The organism is Amnibacterium sp. CER49 (genome assembly GCF_029846255.1).
Classification (GTDB): domain Bacteria; phylum Actinomycetota; class Actinomycetes; order Actinomycetales; family Microbacteriaceae; genus Amnibacterium.
Genome location: NZ_JARVWQ010000002.1, coordinates 1,033,860 through 1,051,124, shown reverse-complemented (window position 1 = coordinate 1,051,124; position 17,265 = coordinate 1,033,860). Strand labels below are relative to the sequence as shown.

Below are 17,265 nucleotides of genomic sequence, written 5' to 3'. Positions count from 1 at the left end.
GAGTCGGAGCCCATGGACGAGGCCGTCCGCGAGGACGACGCCGAGGCGACCATCGAGGAGTCCCTCGAGGACGCGGCGCCCGACGACCGCCAGCTGCGCGCGCTCTTCGAGCAGCAGGCGCTGCCGTACCTCGACCAGCTGTACGCCGCGGGCATGCGCATGACCCGCAACCCGGCCGACGCGCAGGACCTCGTCCAGGAGACGTACGTGAAGGCGTTCAGCGCCTTCCGTCAGTTCCAGCAGGGCACGAACCTGAAGGCCTGGCTGTACCGGATCCTGACGAACACGTTCATCAACAGCTACCGGAAGAAGCAGCGGGACCCGTACAAGAACACCATCGACGACCTCGAGGACTGGCAGCTCGGCGAGGCGGTCTCCACGACCTCCGCGTCGCGGGTGTCGCGCTCCGCCGAGGCCGAGGCGATCGATCACCTGCCGGACTCGACCGTGAAGGACGCGCTGCAGTCCATCCCGGAGGACTTCCGGCTCGCGGTCTACCTCGCCGATGTCGAGGGCTTCTCGTACCAGGAGATCGCCGACATCATGAAGACGCCCGTGGGCACCGTGATGAGCCGCCTCCACCGCGGCCGCCGCCTGCTCCGGGACCGACTGACCGGGTACGCGGAGGAGCGGGGCATCTCGATGGGTGCCGTGTCCCGCCGCGCCACCTCGACGCGGAAAGGGGCAACGACGCCATGACGGACTGCGGCTGCGAGAAGGCCAAGCGGGACCTCGAGGAGTACCTCCACCACGAGCTGAACCGTGTGGAGTACGCCGACATCACCGAGCACATGTCGGGCTGCGTCGACTGCGCGGAGGAGCACCGCATCGGCGTGGTGCTCACCGAGGCGGTCAAGCGCGCGTGCCGCGACACGGCGCCCGAGACGCTGCGCGAGCAGGTCGTCACCCGCCTGCGCCTCATCACGGTCCACGACTGACCAGCAGGCCGGCTAGCGCTCCAGGAACGCCCTGAGCGGGCCGGGCAGGCGCGACAGCAGCGCCGGCACGTCGATGCCGAGCCGCTGCAGCGTCGCCGCGAGCTGCTGGGTGTCGACCTGCTCCGGCAGGTGCTGCTCCGCCTGCGCGGCGAGCCCGTCCTGACCGCGGCTGCGCAGCAGCTCGACGATCGTCGACCTCGGGACCTGCATCGCGCCTCCTGCGTAGGAACGGGAAGGGCCGGGTGCCGCTCCCCGAAGGGGAGTCCAGCACCCGGCCCTCGCCGGATCCTGAGCCCTACCTGGCGAACACCCGCTCGACGAGCTCCGCCTGCTCGGCCGCGTGCCGCTTGGCCGAGCCGACCGCCGGTGACGCCGACGCGGGCCGCGAGATGATGCGGAGCCGGTTCACGTACGGCGTCGCGAACGCCTGCAGCGTCACGAACGGTGCGGCGCCCTGGTTCGCCGGCTCGTCCTGCGCCCAGACGATCTCGGCGTGCTCCGGGTAGGAGCCGACGAGGTCGAGCAGCTCCTTCCGTGGGACGGGGTAGTACTGCTCGACCCGCACGAGCGCGGTGCGCAGGTCGTTGCGCTTCTGCGCCTCGGCGAGCAGGTCGTAGTGGATCTTGCCGCTGTGCAGCACGATGCGGTCGACGGCGCCGCGGTCCTCGATGCGGGCGTCGTCGATGACCGGTTCGAAGCGGCCCGACGTGAAGTCGTCGACGCCGCTCGTCGCGCCGCGCAGCCGCAGCATCGACTTCGGCGTGAAGACGACGAGCGGGCGACGGGGCCGTGCATAGGCCTGGCGCCGCAGCAGGTGGAAGTACGACGCGGGCGTGGACGGCTGCGCGATCGTCATGTTGCGCTGCGCGGCGAGCTGCAGGTAGCGCTCGATCCGGGCCGACGAGTGGTCCGGCCCCTGTCCCTCGTAGCCGTGGGGGAGCAGCAGCACGACGCTCGACCGCTGGCCCCACTTCTGCTCCGAGGACGAGATGTACTCGTCGATGACGCTCTGCGCGCCGTTCGCGAAGTCGCCGAACTGCGCCTCCCAGGCGACGAGCGCGTCGGGGCGCTCGACGGAGTAGCCGTACTCGAAGCCCATCGCCGCGTACTCGCTGAGCAGCGAGTCGTAGATCCAGAACTTCGCCTGGTCGTCCGAGAGGTTGTCGAGCGGCGTCCACTCGGCGCCGGACGCCCGGTCGTGGAGCACCGCGTGGCGCTGCACGAAGGTGCCGCGGCCGCTGTCCTGGCCGACGAGGCGCACGGGCGTCCCCTCGAGCAGCAGGCTGCCGAACGCGAGCAGCTCGCCGAAGGCCCAGTCGATCCCGCCGGTGCGGGTCATCTCGACGCGGCGCTTCAGCACCTGCTGCAGCTTCGGGTGCACCGTGAAGCCCTCGGGCGCGTCGTCGAACGCGTCGCCGACGCGCTGCACGACCTCGATCGGCACGCCAGTCGTCTCCGGCTCGACGACCTCGTCGTCGCCCTGCTGCGACTTCGGCATCTCGAGGTCGGCGACGTGGTCGGCGTCGGCGTCGGGCTGCTGCGCCTGCACGGGTGCGCCGCCCTGCGTCTGCGCCGCGTGGGTCTCGGCGAAGGCGTTCTCGAGCCGCGACTGGAAGTCGCGGTGCGCCTCGTCGTAGACCTCCTGCGTGATGTCGCCGCGGCCGACGAGGGCCTCGGTGTAGAGCTTGCGGACGCTGCGCTTCGCCTCGATGAGGTTGTACATGAGCGGCTGCGTCATCGACGGGTCGTCGCCCTCGTTGTGGCCGCGCCGGCGGTAGCAGACGAGGTCGATGACGACGTCGCGGTGGAACCGCTGGCGGTACGCGAACGCCGTCTCGGCGACGCGGGCGACGGCCTCCGGGTCGTCACCGTTCACGTGGAGCACGGGCGCCTGGATCGTCTTCGCCACGTCGGTCGCGTAGACGGACGAGCGCGAGTCCTTGGGCGGTGTGGTGAAGCCGATCTGGTTGTTCACCACGATGTGGATCGTGCCGCCCGTGCGGAACCCGCGCAGCTGCGACATCTGCAGCACCTCGACGACGACGCCCTGGCCGGCCATCGCCGCGTCGCCGTGGATGAGCAGCGGCAGCACGCGGAAGCTCGCGACGGGGTCGCGGTCCTGCTTCGCGCGCACGATGCCCTCGAGCACCGCGTCGACGGTCTCGAGGTGCGACGGGTTCGCCGCGAGGGTGATCGGCAGGGTCGCGCCGGTGGCGGAGACGTACTCGCCGGAGGTGCCGAGGTGGTACTTCACGTCGCCGGAGCCGTGGACCGTCTTCGGGTCCTGCGTGCCCTCGAACTCGCGGAAGATCTGCCCGTAGGTCTTGCCGCAGATGTTCGTCAGCACGTTGAGGCGGCCGCGGTGCGCCATGCCGAGCGCGGCGGCGTCGAGGGCGTCGGCCTCGGTGGCGCGCTGCAGCACCGTGTCGAGCAGCGAGATGAGGCTCTCGGAGCCCTCGAGGCTGAACCGCTTCTGGCCGACGTACTTCGTCTGGAGGAACGTCTCGAACGCCTCGGCCTGGTTCAGCTTGCTGAGGATGCGCATCTGCTCGGTGTGCGTCGGCTTCTTGTACGGCCGCTCGAGGTGCTCCTGGAACCACGCGCGCTGCTCGGGGTCCTGGATGTGCATGTACTCGATGCCGACGGTCCGGCAGTACGTGTCGCGGAGGAGGCCGAGCACGTCGCGCAGCCGCATGGAGCGCTTGTCGCCGAAGCCGCCCACCACGAACTCGCGGTCGAGGTCCCAGAACGTGAGCCCGTGGTTGCGGATGTCGAGGTCGGGGTGCGACCGCTGCTGGTAGACGAGCGGGTCGACATCGGCGAGCAGGTGCCCGCGCACCCGGTAGGCGTTGATGATCTCCTGCACCCGCGCCGTCTTGCTGATCTGGTCGGAGACGTCGACGTTGATGTCCTGCGCCCAGTGGATGGGGTCGGACGGCACGCGGAGCGCGGCGAAGATGTCCTCGTAGAAGCGCTCCTCGCCGATCAGGAGCCGGTGCACGATCTTCAGGAACTCGCCCGAGCCCGCGCCCTGGATGACCCGGTGGTCGTAGGTCGACGTGAGCGTGATCGTCTTGCTGATGCCGAGGTCGACGAGGGTGCGCTCGCTCGCGCCCTGGAACTCGGCCGGGTACTCGAGCGCGCCGGCGCCGATGATGCAGCCCTGGCCGCCCATGAGGCGGGGCACCGAGTGCACGGTGCCGATGCCGCCCGGGTTCGTCAGCGACAGGGTGGTGCCCCCGAAGTCCTCGGCGGTGAGCTTGTTCGCCCGCGCCTTCCGGACGAGCTCGTCGTAGGCGCCGACGAACTCGGCGAAGGTCATCGTCTCGGCGCGCTTGATGCTCGGCACGAGCAGCGCGCGGGTGCCGTCGGGCTTCGGCAGGTCGATCGCGAGGCCGAGGTTCACGTGGCCCGGCTGCACGACCGACGGCTTGCCGTCGACCTCGGCGTAGTGCACGTTCTGGCTCGGGAACTCGGCGAGCGCCTTGACGAGCGCGTAACCGATGATGTGGGTGAAGCTCACCTTGCCGCCGCGGGCGCGACGCAGGTGGTTGTTGATGACGATGCGGTTGTCGATCATCAGCTTCGCCGGGATCGTCCGCACGCTCGTCGCGGTCGGGATCGTGAGCGACGCGTCCATGTTCGTCGCGAGGGTCTTCGCCATGCCGCGCAGCGGCGTGACCACGTCGTCCGACGGCATGCCGGACGGCGACGCCGGCGTCGGCGCGTCGGCAGGGATCGCCTGCTGCTTCGGGCCGGACGAGGTGCGCGACGGGGCGCGACTCGCGGCCGGGGCCGGGGCCGGGGCCGGGGCCGGGGCCGGGGCCGGCTTCGGCTCGGCCGGGGCGGGCTCCGGCTGCTCGGCCGTCGGAGCGGGTGCCGTCGGAGCGGGTGCCGTCGGAGCGGGCGCTGCCGCCGCGGCCTCAGGCGCCTCGGCGGCCGGCGCCTCCGGCGTCGCGGGCACGTCGACCTCGTGCGCCGTGAGCACGGCGTCGGCGTCGACCGGGTGGTACGCCTCGAGCACCGGCCACCACGAGCGGTCCACCGAGTTCCGGTCCTGGACGAACCGCTCGTAGAGCTCGTCCACGAGCCACTCGTTCGCGCCGAACTCTGCTCCGGCGCCCTCCTCGGTTCCGGTCAACTGGCTCGACACGGTATTCGGCCCACTTCCGTCGCGATGCTTGCACGTTCCGCGGTACACGAGGGTACGCCCGATCCTCCGCGGCACCCGGTGCACGGATACCGTTTCGGACATGCGATTCCTCGCAGCCCGCCCTGCGCACGACCTCACCTACTCGGACGTGTTCCTCGTCCCCGGCCGGAGCGCCGTGGCGAGCCGTCTGGACGTCGACCTCGCCCCCGGCGACGGCACCGGGGCCACCCTGCCGATCGTCGCCGCGAACATGAACTCGGTCACGGGGCCGAGGCTCGCCGCGACCCTCGCGCGGCGCGGCGGGATCGGCGTCCTGCCGCAGGACCTCCCCGCGGCGGAGCTCGCCGAGGCGGTCGCCTGGGTGAAGGAGCAGTCGCCGGTCTGGGAGTCGCCATTCGTGCTGAGCCCCGATGCCACCGTGGCCGACGCGCTCGAGCTGCTGCCGCCCGTCGCCGGCCACGGCGTCGTGCTCGTCGACGGCAGCGGTGCGCTCATCGGCGCCCTCGAGGCGGTGCGGCTCGCGACCGCGCTGCCCGACGCGCGCCTCGGCGACCTGCTGCGCCGCGGCGGCGGGTACGTCCACGACGGGTCGGTGTCGGAGCCGCACGCCGTCTTCGAGGCCCTGACGGACGCGGCGGTCGACTTCGCCCCGGTCGTCACCGACGGCGTGCTCGACGGCACGGTCAGCCGCCGGGGCGCGGTGCGCGGCGCGATCTACTCGCCCGCGCTCGACGACCGGGGCCGCCTGAGGATCGCGGCGGCGCTCGGCATCAACGGCGACGTCCGCGGGCGTGCCCGCCGCTTCGCCGAGCTCGGCGTCGACGTGCTCGTGCTCGACACGGCGCACGGGCACCAGGAGGGCATGCTGGCGGCCGTCGAGCGGGTCGCCGAGCTGGGGCTCGGGCTGCCCGTCGTCGCCGGCAACGTGGTCACCCCCGACGGGGTCCAGGACCTCGTCGAGGCGGGCGCCGACATCGTGAAGGTCGGCGTCGGCCCGGGGGCCATGTGCACGACGCGGATGATGACGGGCGTCGGCCGGCCGCAGTTCTCCGCCGTGCTCGAGACCGCCGAGACGGCCCGGAGCCTCGGCAAGGCGGTCTGGGCGGACGGCGGGGTGCGCTACCCGCGCGACGTCGCCCTGGCGCTCGCCGCGGGCGCGGCCTCGGTCATGATCGGCTCCTGGTTCGCCGGGACGATCGAGGCGCCCGGCGCGCTCGAGCACAGCGCCGACGGGTCGCTCTTCAAGCAGAGCTGGGGCATGGCGTCGACGAAGGCCGTCCAGGCGCGCTTCGGCGGCGGCGACCGCTGGGAGCTCGCCCGCAAGGAGCTCTTCGCCGAGGGCATCTCGGCGTCGCGCATCCGCGTCGACCCCGAGATGCCGGGCGTCGAGGACCTGCTCGACATGATCACGACGGGTGTCCGGTCCGCCTTCACCTACGCAGGGGCCGCCGACGCGCACGCCTTCCACGACCGCGCGGTGGTCGGCACCCAGTCGTCGTCCGGGTACGAGGAGGGCAAGGCCCTGCCCATGAGCTGGTAGCACTCGCTCGCGAGTGCTACGAAGAGCCCGGCGCGCGCCGTCAGGGCTTCCGAATAGACTCGCGGGCCTGATGGACGGACACCGGCCCGCCCCTATCCACCTCGACGACTCGATCCCCGCATGGTGATCGATCTCCTCCTGCTGCTCATCGGGGTCGTGCTCACGGTCGGCACCGGGTTCTTCGTCGCCGCCGAGTTCTCGCTCGTGAACCTCGACCGCGCCGAGCTCGAGGCCCGCAGCCGTGAGGGCGAGCCGCGGCTCGGCACCGTCATCGGCGCGCTCAAGGTCACGTCGACGCATCTGTCGAGCGCGCAGCTCGGCATCACGCTCACCACGCTGCTCGCGGGCTACACCTTCGAGCCGGCCCTGTCGGGGCTCATCGCCGCGCCGCTCCATGCGCTCGGCGTCGCGGACGAGGCCGCCTTGCCGATCGCCGCGATCGCGGGCCTGCTCGTCGCCACCCTGATCAGCATGATCCTCGGCGAGCTGCTGCCGAAGAACCTCGCCCTCGCGGCGGCGCTGCCGGTGGCGCGGGTGGTCGTGCCGTTCCAGGTCGGCTTCACGGCGGTGTTCCGTCCCGCCGTGAGGCTGCTGAACAGCACCGCGAACCTCGTGCTGCACGGGCTCGGCATCGAGCCGAAGGAGGAGCTCTCCGGCGCGCGCAGCGCGCAGGAGCTGTCGTCGCTCGTGCGGCGGAGCGCGCTCGAGGGCGTGCTCGACCGCGACACCGCGACCCTGCTCGAGCGCTCGCTCAACTTCAGCGGGCACACGGCCGCCGACGTGATGACCCCGCGCCCGCGGCTCGCGACGATCGCCCGCTCCGCCTCCGCCGCCGACGTGCTCGACATGGCGCGCCGCACCGGCTTCTCGCGCTTCCCGGTCACCGGCGAGGGCGGCGTCGACGACGTCGCCGGTGTCGTCCACGTGAAGCAGGCGATGGCGGTGCCGCGGCCGCGCCGGGCCGAGGTGCCGGTCGGCGCGATCGAGACGCGGCCGCTGCGGGTGCCCGAGACGATGACGCTCGACGCGCTGCTCGGCGAGCTGCGCGGCCGCGGCTACCAGATGGCCGTGGTGCTCGACGAGTACGGCGGCACCGCCGGGGTCGCCACCCTCGAGGACCTGGTCGAGGAGCTCGTCGGCGATCTCGTCGACGAGCACGACCGCACGCGCGCGGGGGTCGTCCGCAGCCGCGACTCCCTCGCCTTCCCGGGGATCCTGCGACCCGACGAGCTCGAGGACCAGACGGGCGTGCAGGTGCCGGAGAGCGGCCTCTACGAGACGGTGGCCGGTTTCGTCGTGAGCCGGCTCGGCCGGCTGCCGAAGGTCGGCGACACGGTCCGCGTCGAGCAGGGCGTGCTCGAGGTGCTGCGCCTCGACGGGCGGCGCATCGACCGGCTGCGCTTCCGCGCCGATCCCGACTCGCGGCTCGGCGAGCAGCAGGACCTGGTGGTGGCGCCGTGAGCGCGTGGTCGGGCCTGCTCTGGCTCGTGCTGCTGCTCGGCGTGAACGCGTTCTTCGTCGCGAGCGAGTTCGCGGTCATCTCCGCGCGCCGCTCCCAGATCGAGCCGCTCGCTGAGGAGGGCAGCCGGCGGGCGCGCACCGCGCTCGGCGCGATGGAGCACGCGACCCTCATGCTCTCGACGACGCAGCTCGGCATCACCGTCGCGTCGCTGCTGATCCTCGAGGTGTCGGAGCCCGCGATCCACGAGCTGCTCGCGGGACCGCTGCATCTCACGGGGCTGCCCGAGGCGGCGATCGGCGCGATCGGCTTCGTGCTCGCGCTCGTCGTCGTCACGTTCCTGCACGTGATCCTCGGCGAGCTCGTGCCGAAGAACATCGCGTTCTCGGCGCCCGACCGCTCGGTGCTGCTGCTCGCCGCGCCGCTCGTGTTCGTCGCCCGCGTGTTCAGGCCGATCATCTTCGCGCTGAACGGCACGACGAACGGGCTCGTCCGGCTCTTCGGCGCGGAGCCCCGCAGCGAGGCGACGAGCGCCTACACGCTCGACGAGGTGCAGACGATCGTCGACACCTCCCGCCGCGAGGGCACCCTCGCCGATGCCTCCGGCACGCTGTCGGCGGCCTTCGAGTTCACGGAGAAGCGCGTCGACGAGGTCATCGTGCCGATGGAGCGCATCGTGAGCCTGCCGCAGGACGCGACGCCCGCCGACCTCGAGCGGGTCGTCGCACAGTCGGGGTTCTCCCGGTACGTGCTCGTCGACGCCGCCGGCGAACCGGTCGGCTACCTGCATCTGAAGGACGTGCTCGACCTCGACGAGGACGAGGCCGACGAGCCGGTGCCGCCGAAGTTCGTGCGGCAGCTCGTCTCGATCTTCGCCGGCATGGAGCTCGAGGACGCCCTGGCGACGCTCCGGCGCGGCGGCAACCACCTCGCCCGGGTGTTCGACGAGCAGGGCGGCACCCGCGGCATCCTGTTCCTCGAGGACGTGCTCGAGGAGCTCGTCGGCGAGGTGCAGGACGCCACGAGGCGGTAGCGCCCAGCGCTGCCCGGCGCGGGACCCGTGCCGCGGCTTCCCTCGGGGCCTGAGGCCCGGGACCGGCCTCAGCGCGCGCCGCGAGGCAGCCCGGAGATGGGCTTCCTGTCCAAGCGGGCGCGCGCGTACTGCACGGGCCACGGCACGTCGGCGTCGAGCGCGTCGGCGGCGGCGAGCGGGAAGTGCGGGTCGCGGAGCGCCGCCCGCGCGACGAGCACGGCGTCGGCGCGGCCCTCGGCGACGATCGCCTCGGCCTGCTCGGGATCGGTGATGAGGCCGACCGCAGCGGCCGGCAGGCCCGCCGCGTGCAGCGCCTCGGCGAGGTGCACCTGGTAGCCGGGGCCGACGGGGATCGAGGCCGGAGCGTTGCCGCCGGAGGAGACGTCGAAGAGGTCGGCGCCCGCCTCCTTCGCCCAGGCGGCGGCCTGCACGGTCTCCTCGATCGTCCAGCCGTCGTCGCGCCAGTCGGTGCCCGAGAAGCGGACGATCAGCGGGGTGCGCGGCGCGGCCGCGCGCACGGCGCGCACGACCTCGAGCAGCAGGCGGGCACGGTTCTCGAGGGATCCGCCGTAGGAGTCGGTGCGCTCGTTGCTGAGCGGCGAGAGGAACTGGTGCAGCAGGTAGCCGTGCGCGGCGTGGACCTCGATCACGTCGAAGCCCGCGTCGACCGCCCGGCGAGCCGCCGCCGCGAAGTCGTCGACGACATGGCGGATGCCCGCGGCGTCGAGCGCCACGGGCACGTCGTACCCCGGGAACGCGAGGGCGGACGGCGCGACCGGTGTCCAGCCGCCCTCGGCCGCCGGCACCGTGCCCTGGTGCTCCGCCCACGGGCGCCACGTCGAGGCCTTCCGGCCCGCGTGGGCGAGCTGCACGCCGATCACGGCGCCCACCCCGTGCGCGAAGTCGACGATGCGGCCCCATGCCTGCTGCTGCGCCTCGTTCCAGATGCCGGTGTCCTGCGGCGAGATGCGCCCCTCGGGGCTCACCGCGGTCGCTTCGGTGAGCACGAGGCCCGCGCCGCCGCGGGCGAGGGAGCCGAGGTGCACGAGGTGCCAGTCGGTGGGCACGCCGTCCTCGTCCTCGACGGAGTACTGGCACATCGGCGCGATCCAGAGGCGGTTCGCGAGGCGCAGTTCGCCGAGGTCGATCGGGGTGAAGAGCGCAGAGGTCATGCCGTCTCCTTGGCGAGGTCGGTGAGGAAGGTGCGCAGGCGGGCAGCGTCGCGGAAGACGTGACCGCGGACGCCGAGCGCCTCGGCACCCGCGACGTTGTCGTCCCTGTCGTCCACGAACACCATCCGGTCGAGCGGGATTCCCAGGGCGTCGGCGACGTGCTCGTAGATCGCCGCCTCGGGCTTCAGCAGCAGCAGCTCGCCCGAGACGAACACCTGCTCGAAGAGGGCGCCGATCGGCGAGAAGCGGAACAGACCGCCGTAGTCCGGCCCGGCGTTCGAGAGCAGGGCGAGCCGGGAGCCGCCGGCGGCGAGCTCGCCGATCAGGGCGACCACGTCGGCGTTCGCGCTCGTCCAGCCGCGGATGTCGAGGCGCCACAGCTCCTGGCAGCGCGCGAGGTCCCACTCGGCGCCGCAGGCGCGGCCGATGCCCGCCCAGTAGTCGGTGGTCGACAGGGTGCCCCGGTCGAGGTCGCGCCGCTGCACCGGGTACGCCCGCCGCAGCGCCTCGGCGTCGACGCCGGCCGCGGCGACCAGCGCGGCCCGATCCGCCTCGCTCGGCGGCAGCGAGATCACCTGGCCGTAGTCGAGCACGACGACACGTCCGGGGATCGAGATGGGCACCTCTGCACGGTACCCAGAGGCCGCCCGAGCACCCGCCGTACGCTGCCGCCATGACGGCAGGGAGCCCCGCACCCCCGGTGCCCTTCGGCCGGGCCGAGGCCGCGGGCTGCATCGACGTGCCCGAGGCGGGTGACGACAAGTACTCCCGCGGGGTGCTCGGCGTGCTCACCGGCTCCGACACCTATCCCGGCGCCGCGGTGCTCGGGGTCGAGGGCGCCTCGCGGACCGGCGTCGGCATGGTGCGCTACGTCGGCCCGCCGCGCGCCGCCGACCACGTGCTGCGCCGCCGTCCCGAGATCGTGACGGCGGACGGGCGCGTGCAGGCCTGGCTGCTCGGCTCCGGCATGCCGCCGGAGCGCGACGAGGCGCTGCAGCGGCAGGTCGACGGGATCCTCGCGCAGGGGCTGCCGACCGTGCTCGACGCCGGCGCCCTCGACCTGGTCGGCGCGGCGCCCGGACCGGTCGTGCTCACGCCGCACTTCGGCGAGCTCGTCCCCGTGCTGCGCGCGGCCGGGATCGAGACCGACAAGGGCCGGGTGGCCGCCGAGCCGGAGCGCTGGGCCCGGGAGGCGGCTGCCGCCACCGGCGTCACCGTGCTGCTCAAGGGCTCGACGACCTTCATCGCCGATGCGAGCGGCTCCCGCTGGTCGGTGCAGGCGGGCCCCGCCTGGGTCGCGACGGCCGGCGCGGGTGACGTGCTCGGCGGGGTGCTCGGCGCGCTGCTCGCCACGCACGCGCAGCAGCTGCAGGAGCACCCGGAGACGCTCGCCGACCTCGCGGCGGCGGCCGCCTGGATCCACGGGGAGGCGGGGCGGCGCGCGTCCGCCGGCGGTCCGATCGTCGCGCTCGACATCGCGGAAGCGCTGCCCGCGACGATCGCCGCGCTGCTCGCCTGAGCGGCCGCGTCCCCATGCCCGACCTCGCATTCGACGCGATCGGCACGCGCTGGACGATCACGACGCGGGAACCCATCGACGAGGGACTCCGCGCCGAGGTCGCCGCGGTGATCGAGCGCTACGACCGCACCTGGTCGCGCTTCCGGGCGGACTCGGCCGTGCTCGAGCTCGCCGCCACGCTCGGTCCGGTCGACCTCGGGCCCGAGGCGGCCGACCTCCTGCCGCTCCTGCTCGACCTCTCGGCGCGCACGGACGGCGCGCTGAACCCGCTCGTCGGGGGCTCGCTCGAGCACCTCGGCTACGACCGCGCGACGAGCCTCGACGACCGGCCCGGGTTCGCGCCCGCGCCGTCCGCCGACGTGCTCGAGCTCGACGGCACCGTGGCGAGGCTCCGCGCCCCGGCGGTGCTCGACGTCGGCGCCGCCGGCAAGGGCCAGCTCGTCGACCTGGTCCTCGACGTGCTCGAGCGGGCGGGCGCGGTGCCCGCCGTCGTCGACGCGGGCGGCGACCTCCGCGCCGCGGGCGGACCCGTGCGGGTGGGCCTCGAGCACCCCTTCGACCCGTCGGCCGCGATCGGCGTCGTCACGGTCGACGAGGGCGCGATCGCCGGCTCCGGGGTGAACCGCCGGGCGTGGCCGGGGCAGGACGGCCGCCGCCTGCATCACGTGCTGGACGCCCGCACCGGGCGCCCGGTGGAGACGCTCGCGGCGACCTGGGCGCTCGCGCCGACCGCGCTGCTCGCCGACGCGCTCGCCACCGCCCTGTTCCTCGTCGAGCCCGCCGCCCTCGACGGCTACGCGTTCGACTACGTGCGGATGCGCACCGACGGCGTCGCCGACTTCTCGCCCGATCTGCCGGGCGAGCTGTTCGGCTAGCCTCCTGAACGTGCCGGCCCGACCCCGACTCGAGGTCGCGGCCCTGGTCGCCGCGTTCCTCCTCGTGCACGCCGGGCTCGGCGCGCTCGACCTGCTCGACCAGGTCCACCAGCCCGCCGGCGACGTGACCGGGGCCTACCGGTTCTGGATCGACGAGTGGCGCTCGACCGGGCAGCTCGTCGGCGTCTCGCTGCCGTGGGTCTACCCGATCGGCGCCCTGCCGTGGATGATCGCCGCCGCCGCGTTCGGCGACGCCGCGTACCCCGTCACCTGGCTGCTGCTCGTCACCGTGCTCGACGCCGGCGCCGCGGTGCTGCTCGCGCGGCGCAGCCGGCGCCTGCTGTGGTGGTGGCTCGCGTTCACCGCCTGCCTCGGCCCCGTCGCGCTCGCACGCCTCGACGCCGTCGCGCTGCCGTTCGCGATCGCGGGCGTGCTGCTCGTCGCCGACCGGCCCGCCGTCGCCTCGGCGCTGCTCACCGTCGGCGCGTGGATCAAGGTGTGGCCCGCCGCGATCGTCCTCGGCCTCGTGCTCGCCGGGCGCCGCACCGCGGCGGTGGTGGCGGCGGCCGTGGGGACGAGCGCCGCCGTGATCCTGCTCGCCCTGCTCGCGGGCGCGGGCGGCAACGTCTTCTCCTTCGTCTCGGCGCAGACGGGTCGCGGCCTGCAGATCGAGGCGCCCGTCACCGCGCTGTGGCTGTGGAACGGCGCGCTCGGCCTCGGCGCCACGACCGTCTACTACGACCAGACGCTGCTGACGTTCCAGGTGACGGGCGACGGCGTCGCCGCGACGGCCGCGGCGATGACCGCGGTGCTGCTCGCCGGCGTGCTCGGGATCTGCGCGCTCGGCCTCGTCGCCCGCCTCCGCGGCGCGCCGGCCGGCGAGGTGCTCGCCTTCACGTCGCTCGGCCTCGTCGCCGCGTTCCTCGCCCTCAACAAGGTCGGCTCGCCGCAGTACCTCACCTGGTTCGTCGGACCCGTGCTGCTCGGCCTGCTCACCGCCCCGCGCCGGTTCCGGCCGACCGCCGTGCTCGTGCTCCTGCTCGCGGCGCTGACGCAGCTGATCTACCCGTGGTTCTACGGCGACGTGACGGGCCTCAGGCCGCCGATGCTCGCCGTGCTCACCGTGCGGGACCTGCTCGAGCTCGTCCTGCTCGGCACCGCGGCCCTCGGGCTCGCCACCGCGCATCCCGCGCATCGGATGCATCCGGTGGAGGCACCGTTCGCGCCCGTCGACGACGAAGGGGCCCCGCCGTCGTCGGCGGAGCCCCTCGCGGCGCAGCGACCGGTCTAGTCGGTCTGCAGCAGGATGCCGTCCTCGATGGCGCGCTTGCGCAGCGCGACCTTCGTGCCCACGTCGAAGCCCGCGACGCGGTACTTCTCGCGGATGCGCTTCAGGTACGACTTCGCCGTCTCCTCGGAGATGCCGAGCTCGTAGGCGACCGTCTTCACGGGCTCGCCGCCGCCGTAGAGCGCCATGACGCGCCGCTCCTGGGCCGAGAGCTTCGGGGAGCCGCCGATGTCGCTCGAGCTGATCGCGAGGTCGAGCTCGGCCGAGATGTAGGACTCGCCGCGCGACGCCGCGCGGATCGCCTTCACGATCATCGACGCGTCCTCGCTCTTCGGCACGTAGCCGAGCGCACCGGAGGCGAGCGCCTCGCGGACGCGCGGCGGCTCCGAGTAGCTCGACATGAGCACGACCTTCACGCCGGTCGGCTTCATCTGCGCGAGGCGCACCGCGAGCGGCATGCCGTCCTTCAGGTCGACGTCCATGAGCGCCACGTCGACGGGGAACGCCGGGTGCGAGAGCAGCTCGGGGTAGCTCGTGACGGCGCAGACCAGCTCGATGTCGTCGGCGGCGCTCCGGATCCACTCGGAGAGCGCGCCGAGCAGCATCTTGTGGTCGTCGACGAGGGCGAGGCGGATGGTGCCGGATTCGCTCATCGCTCGGGTTCCTTTCGGTGAGGCGGGGGAGTCGCGGAAGAGGGGGAGGGTTCGGGGGAGGGGAGAGCGGCGGATCAGCGCTCGGCGGGCCGGTCGACGACGCAGTCGATCTCGACGCAGAGGCTGCCGCTGCGGGAGGAGTCGGCGTGCCGGCCGACTTTGCGCACAGCGTCCCACGTGGCCGGATCGACGCGGTGACGCGCCACGCCGGTGGTGGAGAGGACGATCGGGACGCGCATCGTGCGCTCCTTGCCCTCGCGAGGGCGCGCCGGGCCGACCGTGATCTCCACGGTCACGCGGGCGGCGCTGCGGCGGGAGCGCTGCGGCGAGTCGCCGAGCAGCAGCCAGACCGCCTGGAGCAGCCCGTCGCGCTGGCGCTGATCGAGCAGGCCGGCGAGGCTCTCGGGGTCCGAGAGCGTCACGGCGCGGCCGAGCAGCTCGGACTCGCTGATCGCGTGGTACAGCCACGTCTGGCGACGCCCCTCGATGAGGTGCAGGCGCAGCTCGGTGGCGAGCTCGGCGGCGGCCTGCGCCGCGGCGGCGTTGAGCGGCAGGCGGGTGCGCCCGGTCGCGACGGAGTCGAGCAGCTGCTCGGCGGCGAGGTCGAGGCGCGCGAGCTCCTCCGAGGCCATCATGCCGACGGAGAACCGCGGCGCCGAGACCGTGGACTGCACGAGCACGCGCTCGAGCTCGCGGCCGATTACCCGGCGGAACATGTGCACGATCAGGGCGCCGAGCACCGGCGGCAGCAGCGTGCGGCAGAGCATCGCCACCGCGCCCTCGGCACCGTCGACGGGGGGCGGGAACGCCGCCCACGAGGCGAGCACGAGCACGCCGAGCAGCAGCCCGAGCACGCCGGCGGCGAGCAGGATGCTCCGGCTCGTGCGCACGCCGACCATCGCGAGCAGCACGAGCGCGGTGGCGGGGCCCGCCGTGAGGTCGTGGCCGAGGTCCGGGTCGCCCCAGACCGCGATCGCGTCGAGCAGCACGACGACGCCGAGACCGCCGACGATCGCCCAGCTCACGTAGGCGTTCAGCTGGTCGCCGGCGGATCGCGACGCGAAGGCGAGCGCGACGAGGAGGCCCGCGAGCAGCAGCCACGCGGCCGCGGCGAACCCGGGCGTCGGGTAGGTGTGCCACTCGGTGGCGAACCGGGCGACGTCGAAGCAGAGCAGCAGCACGGCGACGACGTTCGCGGCGATGCCGAGGAAGCCGGTGCCGAGGCTCGTGCGCGCCGGGTAGTACTGCTGCCTCAGGCGCGGCAGGCGCAGGGCGGGGATGCGCCGCGCGACGAGGTCCGCGGCGGACTCGACAGCGACCGCGGGTGCGACCGGGGCGACCGCGGGCGTGAGGTCGTGCTCGGATGCGAGGGTCACCGGGGCACCTCCAGGACGACGGTCGTGCCGGACCCCTCGGCGGAGAACACGCGGGCGGTGCCCCCGACCTCCTCGAGGCGGCCGACGATCGACTCGCGGTAGCCGAGCTTGCCCTGCGGCACGTCGGCGGGGACGAAACCGACACCGTTGTCGGTGACGAGGGCACGGACCGTGGCCTCGTCGTCGGTGATCGTGACGTGCGCCTCGTTCACGCCGGAGTGGCGGCGCACGTTCTCGAGGCACTCGGAGACGGCCATGAGGAAGGCCTCGAGCCGTGCGGGGGGCAGCTCGAGCTCGACGGCGCCGTGCCAGCTGACATCGAGGCCGAGGCGCGCGAAGCGCTTGCGCACGGTCTCGATGCTGCCGCCCTGCTTCTTCACGGTCGTGCTGCCGGTCGCCGTGCGCTCGGTGGTCTCGGTGCCCATCGTCAGCGCGGTCGGCGACAGGCGCAGCTGACGCAGCAGGCGGGCGTCGTCGCCGGCCTGCCGGCGCAGCGCCTCGCGGGAGACGCCGACGCCGGAGTGGGCGAGCAGCGTGAGGGTGGCGAGCACGGTGTCGTGGAGGAGGCGGGCACCCTGGCGGCGCTGCGCCTCGGTCTCGCTCGCCTGCCGCTCGCTGCGGTGCGCGCGGCCGATGGACGACACGCGGCGCGCGGCCCGGAGCAGGCCGGCGGAGAGCACCGAGCCGACCACGGCGAGGCCGCACCAGCCGCAGAGCGTCGAGAGCAGCACGATGCCGAGCGAGGCGTCGTCGGCGAGCACGGCGACGACCGTGATCATGGTGGCGGCGAACGCCCCGAGGAGCACGATCATCCGGCCGAGGCCGATCGTGAGCAGGATGGCGGCCGCGGGCAGCGAGCAGGCGGCGAGCACGCGGATGGCCTCCGCGACGCCGGGCTGCAGCGTCGGGGCGGGCGTGCCGAGCAGGAACGCGAACGCGCCGATCGACGAAAGGCGCACGGCGACGATCGTGACGAGCCCGGTGAGGATCGACGCGAGCGGCCAGCCGAGGTCCTTCGAGGCCCCCATCCGGTACTGGGTGAAGCCGAGCAGGGCGAGCAGCGGCAGGCAGACCAGCGCCAGGGGGAGGGCGCCGCCCGCGACGAGCAGCACCAGGGCGACCGCCGTGGAGGTGAGCCCGATGAGCCGGGCGCTCAGGGCCAGCAGCCGGTCGCGCTGCTTGAGGATGCGTTCCATGACTTCCGCGCTTCGCGTGGGGAGATCCGCCGAGGGCCGGCGGGCGAGCGTCATGGAAGCACG

The 17,265-nt window shown here is 73.5% G+C and carries 15 protein-coding genes; 8 read left to right on the top strand and 7 right to left on the bottom strand.

Features of this window, described 5'->3' with window-relative positions; translation table 11 throughout:
* Positions 1–12 precede the first annotated feature (12 nt).
* Both QDR37_RS15010 and QDR37_RS15005 read left to right on the top strand, forming a co-directional pair.
* Positions 13–699 carry a sigma-70 family RNA polymerase sigma factor gene (locus QDR37_RS15010; protein WP_279714889.1) on the top strand — a complete coding sequence of 229 codons (687 nt, stop codon included), beginning with the start codon at positions 13–15 and terminating at the stop codon, positions 697–699.
* Complete coding sequence (locus QDR37_RS15005) at positions 696–938, top strand: zf-HC2 domain-containing protein (RefSeq protein WP_279714587.1); 243 nt, start codon at positions 696–698, stop codon at positions 936–938. The genes QDR37_RS15010 and QDR37_RS15005 overlap by 4 nt, the downstream gene beginning before the upstream one ends.
* 12 nt (positions 939–950) lie before the next feature.
* On the opposite strand, the gene QDR37_RS15000 is transcribed toward QDR37_RS15005, so the two are convergent.
* Entirely contained in the window at positions 951–1,148 is a 198-nt protein-coding gene (locus QDR37_RS15000) for a hypothetical protein (protein ID WP_279714586.1), read from the bottom strand.
* 85 nt (positions 1,149–1,233) lie between these two features.
* Positions 1,234–5,091 carry a multifunctional oxoglutarate decarboxylase/oxoglutarate dehydrogenase thiamine pyrophosphate-binding subunit/dihydrolipoyllysine-residue succinyltransferase subunit gene (locus QDR37_RS14995; RefSeq protein ID WP_279714585.1) on the bottom strand — a complete coding sequence of 1,286 codons (3,858 nt, stop codon included), beginning with the start codon at positions 5,089–5,091 and terminating at the stop codon, positions 1,234–1,236.
* Positions 5,092–5,191: 100 nt separating this feature from the next.
* On the opposite strand from QDR37_RS14995, the gene QDR37_RS14990 reads away from it, so the two are divergent.
* From QDR37_RS14990 to QDR37_RS14980, 3 genes are all read left to right on the top strand, one after another.
* The gene (locus tag QDR37_RS14990) at positions 5,192–6,631 is read left to right on the top strand and encodes a GuaB1 family IMP dehydrogenase-related protein (RefSeq protein WP_279714584.1); all 1,440 of its coding nucleotides are present in this window, start codon (positions 5,192–5,194) and stop codon (positions 6,629–6,631) included.
* Between the two features lie 120 nt (positions 6,632–6,751).
* Positions 6,752–8,092, top strand: a complete 1,341-nt coding sequence (locus QDR37_RS14985) for a hemolysin family protein (RefSeq protein ID WP_279714583.1) — start codon at positions 6,752–6,754, stop codon at positions 8,090–8,092.
* On the top strand, positions 8,089–9,123 hold the full coding sequence (locus QDR37_RS14980; protein WP_279714582.1) for a hemolysin family protein: 1,035 nt from the start codon (positions 8,089–8,091) through the stop codon (positions 9,121–9,123). The genes QDR37_RS14985 and QDR37_RS14980 overlap by 4 nt, the downstream gene beginning before the upstream one ends.
* A 68-nt stretch (positions 9,124–9,191) precedes the next feature.
* Here QDR37_RS14980 and QDR37_RS14975 read toward each other — a convergent pair whose 3' ends face one another.
* Both QDR37_RS14975 and QDR37_RS14970 read right to left on the bottom strand, forming a co-directional pair.
* Positions 9,192–10,295, bottom strand: a complete 1,104-nt coding sequence (locus QDR37_RS14975) for an NADH:flavin oxidoreductase/NADH oxidase (RefSeq protein ID WP_279714581.1) — start codon at positions 10,293–10,295, stop codon at positions 9,192–9,194.
* Positions 10,292–10,918: an HAD-IA family hydrolase gene (locus tag QDR37_RS14970; protein WP_279714580.1), complete on the bottom strand. Its 627-nt coding sequence runs from the start codon at positions 10,916–10,918 to the stop codon at positions 10,292–10,294. Before QDR37_RS14970 ends, QDR37_RS14975 begins: the two co-directional genes overlap by 4 nt.
* A 50-nt stretch (positions 10,919–10,968) precedes the next feature.
* Here QDR37_RS14970 and QDR37_RS14965 point away from each other — a divergent pair, with 50 nt between their 5' ends.
* Genes QDR37_RS14965 through QDR37_RS14955 form a run of 3 tightly spaced genes read left to right on the top strand, consistent with a single transcriptional unit; the run spans position 10,969 to position 13,980 of the window.
* Positions 10,969–11,814 carry an NAD(P)H-hydrate dehydratase gene (locus tag QDR37_RS14965; RefSeq protein WP_279714579.1) on the top strand — a complete coding sequence of 282 codons (846 nt, stop codon included), beginning with the start codon at positions 10,969–10,971 and terminating at the stop codon, positions 11,812–11,814.
* 14 nt (positions 11,815–11,828) lie between these two features.
* A complete protein-coding gene (locus QDR37_RS14960) occupies positions 11,829–12,689 on the top strand; it encodes an FAD:protein FMN transferase (protein WP_279714578.1) in 861 nt (286 codons plus the stop codon).
* Positions 12,690–12,699: 10 nt separating this feature from the next.
* Positions 12,700–13,980, top strand: a complete 1,281-nt coding sequence (locus QDR37_RS14955; protein ID WP_279714577.1) for a hypothetical protein — start codon at positions 12,700–12,702, stop codon at positions 13,978–13,980.
* Here the strand turns inward: QDR37_RS14955 and QDR37_RS14950 are convergent.
* The 3 genes from QDR37_RS14950 to QDR37_RS14940 form a co-directional block, all read right to left on the bottom strand.
* A complete protein-coding gene (locus QDR37_RS14950) occupies positions 13,977–14,630 on the bottom strand; it encodes a response regulator transcription factor (protein WP_279714576.1) in 654 nt (217 codons plus the stop codon). The two genes, QDR37_RS14955 and QDR37_RS14950, sit on opposite strands and share 4 nt — an antisense overlap.
* Positions 14,631–14,704: 74 nt before the next feature.
* Positions 14,705–16,006: a hypothetical protein gene (locus QDR37_RS14945; RefSeq protein ID WP_279714575.1), complete on the bottom strand. Its 1,302-nt coding sequence runs from the start codon at positions 16,004–16,006 to the stop codon at positions 14,705–14,707.
* Positions 16,003–17,202 (bottom strand): ATP-binding protein, encoded by a 1,200-nt coding sequence (locus tag QDR37_RS14940; protein WP_279714574.1) that lies wholly within the window; start codon positions 17,200–17,202, stop codon positions 16,003–16,005. Before QDR37_RS14940 ends, QDR37_RS14945 begins: the two co-directional genes overlap by 4 nt.
* Positions 17,203–17,265 lie beyond the last annotated feature (63 nt).

What these genes read in the sequence shown, in the direction of transcription:
- QDR37_RS15010 (WP_279714889.1), top strand. Translation starts at nt 13, where the DNA reads ATGGACGAGGCCGTCCGCGAGGACGACGCCGAGGCGACCATCGAGGAG.
- QDR37_RS15005 (WP_279714587.1), top strand. Translation starts at nt 696, where the DNA reads ATGACGGACTGCGGCTGCGAGAAGGCCAAGCGGGACCTCGAGGAGTAC.
- QDR37_RS15000 (WP_279714586.1), bottom strand. Translation starts at nt 1,148, where the DNA reads ATGCAGGTCCCGAGGTCGACGATCGTCGAGCTGCTGCGCAGCCGCGGT.
- QDR37_RS14990 (WP_279714584.1), top strand. Translation starts at nt 5,192, where the DNA reads ATGCGATTCCTCGCAGCCCGCCCTGCGCACGACCTCACCTACTCGGAC.
- QDR37_RS14985 (WP_279714583.1), top strand. Translation starts at nt 6,752, where the DNA reads ATGGTGATCGATCTCCTCCTGCTGCTCATCGGGGTCGTGCTCACGGTC.
- QDR37_RS14975 (WP_279714581.1), bottom strand. Translation starts at nt 10,295, where the DNA reads ATGACCTCTGCGCTCTTCACCCCGATCGACCTCGGCGAACTGCGCCTC.
- QDR37_RS14965 (WP_279714579.1), top strand. Translation starts at nt 10,969, where the DNA reads ATGACGGCAGGGAGCCCCGCACCCCCGGTGCCCTTCGGCCGGGCCGAG.
- QDR37_RS14960 (WP_279714578.1), top strand. Translation starts at nt 11,829, where the DNA reads ATGCCCGACCTCGCATTCGACGCGATCGGCACGCGCTGGACGATCACG.
- QDR37_RS14950 (WP_279714576.1), bottom strand. Translation starts at nt 14,630, where the DNA reads ATGAGCGAATCCGGCACCATCCGCCTCGCCCTCGTCGACGACCACAAG.
- QDR37_RS14940 (WP_279714574.1), bottom strand. Translation starts at nt 17,202, where the DNA reads ATGGAACGCATCCTCAAGCAGCGCGACCGGCTGCTGGCCCTGAGCGCC.